The organism is Streptomyces sp. UNOC14_S4 (assembly GCF_020740835.1).
Lineage (GTDB): Bacteria > Actinomycetota > Actinomycetes > Streptomycetales > Streptomycetaceae > Streptomyces.
The window spans coordinates 1-5,008 of record NZ_JAINFC010000536.1 but is presented as its reverse complement, the minus strand read 5'-3'; the positions used below and the strand labels follow the sequence as shown (position 1 = coordinate 5,008).

Sequence of the window (5,008 nt, the reverse complement as noted above, 5' to 3'; positions counted from 1 at the left end):
GACCACCGGGCCGCACCACGACAGCGGGGGTCCGGGGGCGGCAGCCCCCGGGCGGTGATCGAAAGGAACAGACCAGCTCCCCTCGACGGGTATACACCGTAGGTATACATGCCGTGTAGAGTCCCGCCCATGTCAATCGGTCACACACTCCTCGCCCTCCTCGAAGCCGGCCCCAGTCACGGCTACGACCTGAAGCGCGCCTTCGACGACCGCTTCGGCCACGATCGTCCCCTCGCCTACGGGCAGGTCTATTCGACGATGTCGCGCCTGCTGAAGAACGGCCTGGTCGAAGTCGACGGCATCGAGCAGGGCAGCGGGCCCGATCGCAAGCGGTACGCCATCACGGAGGCCGGTGTCACCGACGTCGAGCAGTGGCTGCTGCAGCCGGAGAAGCCCGAGCCGTACCTCCAGTCGACGCTCTACACGAAGGTCGTCGTCGCCCTGCTGACCGAGCGGAACGCGGCCGGCCTGCTGGACGCGCAGCGCGCCGAGCATCTGCGCCTGATGCGCGAGCTCACCCGGCGCAAGGCCGGGGGCGATCTCGCCGACCAGCTGATCTGCGACCACGCGCTGTTCCATCTGGAGGCCGATCTGCGCTGGCTGGAAATCACCGCCGCCCGCCTGGAGCAGCTGGCCAAGGCGGTCCGCTCATGACCCCGTCCGGATCGCTGCTGGCCGCCACCGGCCTGTACAAGGCGTACGGGCCGACGCCCGCGCTCGTCGGGGCGGAGTTCTCCGTCCACCCGGGCGAGGTCGTGGCCGTCATGGGCCCGTCGGGCTCGGGCAAGTCGACGCTGCTGCACTGCCTCGCGGGCATCGTCCGGCCCGACTCCGGCACCGTCCGCTACGGCGCCCGTGTCCTGAACGAGCTGTCGGACACCGAGCGCAGCGCGCTGCGGCGCGGCGAGTTCGGCTTCGTCTTCCAGTTCGGCCGGCTCGTCCCGGAGCTGACGTGCCTGGAGAACGTGGCCCTGCCGCTGCGGCTCAACGGCGTGAAGCGCAAGCCGGCGGAGGCCCGGGCCCGGGAGTGGCTGGAGCGGCTGGAGGTCACCGACGCGGCCGCCAAGCGGCCCGGCCAGGTCTCCGGCGGCCAGGGGCAACGGGTCGCCGTGGCCCGCGCGCTGGTCACCACGCCGCGCGTGATCTTCGCCGACGAGCCGACCGGCGCCCTCGACTCCCTCAACGGCGAGCGCGTCATGCAGCTGCTGACCGAGGCGGCCCGGGAGACCCGGGCGGCCGTCGTCCTGGTCACGCACGAGGCGCGGGTCGCCGCGTACTCCGACCGCGAAGTGATCGTCCGGGACGGCGTCGCCCGGGACATGGCAGGTGTGGCATGACGAACCGTGAACATGACCATGCCCGTGACCATGAGCATGGCCGCGAACGCGCCGGACACGGCCCCGCCGACCGGCCCACCGGCCCCACCGGCCTCTCCGCCTGGCTCCGTGACCTGACCACGGGCGCCCGCTTCGCGTTCGCGGGCGGCCGCGAGAGCTGGCTGCGCACCGCGCTGACGGCGGTGGGCGTCGGCGTCGGCGTGGTGCTGCTGCTGACAGCCGCGGCCGTGCCGGAGATGCTCGACCGGCGCGCCGCGCGCGAGTCCGGCCGCGGAGTGGTCCCCGTGGCGGAGTCCATCGGCCCGCGGGCCGACACGCTGCTCCACCAGAACGTCGAGACCGCGTTCCGTGACAAGCCGGTGGGCGGCGCGCTGCTGCGGGCCGAGGGCCCGAAGGCCCCCGTGCCGCCGGGCACAGGCCGGCTCCCCGGCCCCGGCGAGATGGTCGTCTCCCCCGCGCTGGAGAAGCTGCTGGCGTCGGACGACGGCGAGCTCCTGCGCGCCCGCTTCGCCTACCGGTCCGTGGGCACCATCGGTGACTCCGGGCTCCTCGGCCCCGACGAGCTCTTCTACTACGCGGGCAGCGACCGCATCACCCGGGCGACCGGCGCGGAGCGCGTCGACCATTTCGGCGGCGGCGAGTCGGGCGACCCGAGCACGAACAGCCCGGAGCTCCTGGTGCTGGCCGTGCTGACCTGCGTCGCCCTGCTGACACCGGTGGCCGTCTTCGTCGCGACCGCCGCGCGCTTCGGCAGCGAACAGCGCGACCGGCGGCTCGCGGCCCTGCGGCTGGTGGGCGCGGACATCAAGGCGGTACGGCGCATCGCGGCCGGTGAGGCGCTGTGCGGCTCGCTGATCGGGCTGGCGCTCGGTGGCGGCCTCTTCCTCGCCGTACGCGAGCTGGTCACCGGGATCCGTGTCCGGGACATCAGCCTCATGCCGTCGGACCTGGCCCCGACGCCCCTGTTCACGGCACTCGTCGTCGTCGCCGTGGCCGCGGTGGCGGTCGGCTCCACGCTGTTCGCGCTGCGCGCCGTGACCATCGAGCCCCTGGGCGTCGCGCGGAACACGACGGCACCGCGCCGCCGCCTGTGGTGGCGGCTGCTGCTGCCCGCCGCGGGCCTCGCGCTGCTGGCACCGGCCTTCAGCCGCACCGTCCCGGTCCTGAACAGTACGGCCATGAACACGGCCCAGATCGCCACGGGCGCCGTACTGGTACTGCTCGGCGTCACCGCCCTGCTGCCCTGGCTGGTCGAGGCGGTCGTGGCCCGGCTGCGCGGCGGGCCGCTGTCATGGCAGTTGGCCGTACGCCGCCTCCAGGCGAACAGCGGCCCCGCGGCCCGCGCCGTCAGCGGCATCACGGTGGCCGTGGCCGGGGCGATCGCGGTGCAGATGCTCTTCACCGGAACGGAGAACGACTTCGTGAAGGAACCGGGCAGGACCCCCGCGACGCACTCGCAGATGTCGGGCATGGCCCGCGCGGGCACGGCCGCCGAGGTACGCGGCTGGACCGAGCGGCTGCGGGCGACCGAGGGCGTCGTAGGCGCCGTGGCCACCGTCGACACCTACGCCGACAAGGTCGGCTCGCGGGGCCCCGTCCTGGTCACCACCGTCAAGGTCGCCGACTGCGCGACGCTGCGCGAACTGGCCCGGCTGGACTCCTGCCAGGACGGCGACGTCTTCGTCGCCCAGGAACCGGACGGCGACGTGGACACGGCGCGGGACTTCCCGCCCGGCACCGAGCTGAAGGCCGTCGGCTACGGCCCCTCCACCGGCGAGGGCCGCGCCCTCCCGTGGCGCGTCCCGGCCTCGGCCAAGGTGGTCCCCACCAAGCCGGACCCGTCCGGCGAGCACCAGCACGGAGTGCTGGCCACCCCGTCGGCGTTCGACATGCGTTCCGTACCGGGAGCGCGCACCTCGCTGGCGGTCAAGGTCCGCGAAGGCGACCTCGACGCGATCGAGCGCGTCCGCAACACCGCCGCGGGCATCGACCCGACGATGCGTATGTGGCGGATGGGCGGCGTGGTGAAGGACAACCAGTACGCCGCACTCGAACGGGGTCTGCTGGCCGGCGGCACGCTCACCCTGGCGCTCATCGGCGCGAGCATGCTCGTCAGCACGCTGGAGCAACTGCGGGAACGGCGCCGAGCCCTGTCCGCCCTGGCCGCCGTCGGCACCCGACGCTCGACACTCGGCTGGTCGGTGCTCTGGCAGACAGCCCTCCCCATGGCAGCGGGCCTCACCCTCGCCGTCGCCGGCGGCCTCACCCTGGGCTGGTCCCTCCTCCGCCTCTTCGACCTCCCGGTGCGGAACTGGCTGATCTTCCTTCCCATGGTGGGCGCGGGTGCGGCCGTCATCCTCGTGATGACAGCCATCACCCTCCCGTTCCTGGGCCGCGTCACCCGAGCGGAGGGCCTCCGCACGGAGTGACGGGCGTCCCCGTCAGGGGCGCGGGGCTGTGTTGTATTTGCGGCTCCGCCGTGTGGGCGCGCCCCGTAAGGGGCGCGGGGAACTGCGCGACCAGCCGTCCACGACCCGCAGACGCCTACCGGGCCGGGCGGCAGCCCGGTAGGCGTACCGGGCCACCGGCCCGCAGCCGCGCGCACAGCGCAAGCCGCACCCCAATAGGCGCAAGGGGGCCCGGGGGCGAAGCCCCCGGTGGTCACAGCGTCAGGGACGCTCGATCCGCACCGGCAAACTCGCCAGAGCCCCCCGCAGGGACTCCGCGAAAGCGGAGAACTCAGCCTGGCGCGCAGCGCCGACCCGCATCGCCAGCGCCACCTTCCGCGACGGCGCCGGCTCCGCGAAGAACCCCGTGGCCAGCTGCTCGTTCCGCTCCGTCTCCACCCGCAGGGCCGTCCGCGGCAGCAGCGTCACCCCCATCCCGCCGCCGACGAGCTGCACCAGCGTGGACAGCCCGGCGGCGCTGGTGGTGACGGGCACGCCCGTCGTGCGCCCGGCCTCCCGGCAGATGTCGAGGGCCTGGTCACGCAGGCAGTGCCCCTCGTCGAGCAGCAGCAGGTCGAGTTCGCGCAGCGCGGCGCGCGGGATGTCGCCGCGCCCGGCGAGCCAGTGGTCGCTCGGCATGACGAGGACGAAGTCCTCGTCGAAGAGCGGCAGCTCGACGATGCCGGGCGCGCCGAGCGGCACGGCGAGCAGCAGCAGGTCCAGCCGCCCCTGGGCGAGCCCGTCCAGCAGCGAGGAGGTCTGCTCCTCGTGGACCTGCAGGTCCAGGTCCGGATAGAGGTCGTGGACCAGGCGCAGCACCGTGGGCAGCAGGTAGGGCGCGACGGTCGGGATCACGCCGAGCCGGAGCACTCCGGTGAAGGGCGCGCGGGCCGCGTCGGCCTCCTCCAGCAACGCCCCGACCGCGTCCAGGACGGCGCGGGCGCGGACGGCCAGCCGCTCGCCCGCGGGACTGAGCAGCACTTTTCTCGTCGTACGCTCGAGGAGCTGCACATCGAGGACCTCCTCCAGCGCCGAGACGGCACCGGAGAGCGCGGGCTGGCTCATGCCGATGGCGGTGGCCGCGTCGCGGAAGTGCAGGTGCTCGGCGACCGCGACAAAGGCCCTGAGCTGGGCGAGGCTGGGCTGGCGGGGCCGGGCGGGCGCCACCTTGGCGGCAGCGGACCGCGCGGGCTCGGGCGGGGTGCCGGTGGCACCGGCGGGGGT

4 protein-coding genes are annotated in these 5,008 nt (G+C 73.9%); 3 read left to right on the top strand and 1 reads right to left on the bottom strand.

Features of this window, described 5'->3' with window-relative positions; genetic code table 11:
• Positions 1-129: 129 nt before the first annotated feature.
• From K6I34_RS31415 to K6I34_RS31405, 3 genes are read left to right on the top strand one after another with little or no spacing between them, the layout of a single operon-like run.
• Complete coding sequence (locus K6I34_RS31415; protein WP_229331270.1) at positions 130-654, top strand: PadR family transcriptional regulator; 525 nt, start codon at positions 130-132, stop codon at positions 652-654.
• Positions 651-1,337, top strand: a complete 687-nt coding sequence (locus K6I34_RS31410; RefSeq protein WP_229331268.1) for an ABC transporter ATP-binding protein — start codon at positions 651-653, stop codon at positions 1,335-1,337. The genes K6I34_RS31415 and K6I34_RS31410 overlap by 4 nt, the downstream gene beginning before the upstream one ends.
• Positions 1,334-3,766: an ABC transporter permease gene (locus tag K6I34_RS31405; RefSeq protein WP_229331266.1), complete on the top strand. Its 2,433-nt coding sequence runs from the start codon at positions 1,334-1,336 to the stop codon at positions 3,764-3,766. Before K6I34_RS31410 ends, K6I34_RS31405 begins: the two co-directional genes overlap by 4 nt.
• Positions 3,767-4,006: 240 nt before the next feature.
• Here K6I34_RS31405 and K6I34_RS31400 read toward each other — a convergent pair whose 3' ends face one another.
• On the bottom strand, positions 4,007-4,951 hold the full coding sequence (locus tag K6I34_RS31400; RefSeq protein ID WP_229331272.1) for a hydrogen peroxide-inducible genes activator: 945 nt from the start codon (positions 4,949-4,951) through the stop codon (positions 4,007-4,009).
• Between the last annotated feature and the right edge of the window lie 57 nt (positions 4,952-5,008).

Coding starts and splice junctions, on each gene's coding strand:
- K6I34_RS31410 (WP_229331268.1), top strand. CDS start 651: ATGACCCCGTCCGGATCGCTGCTGGCCGCCACCGGCCTGTACAAGGCG.
- K6I34_RS31415 (WP_229331270.1), top strand. CDS start 130: ATGTCAATCGGTCACACACTCCTCGCCCTCCTCGAAGCCGGCCCCAGT.
- K6I34_RS31405 (WP_229331266.1), top strand. CDS start 1,334: ATGACGAACCGTGAACATGACCATGCCCGTGACCATGAGCATGGCCGC.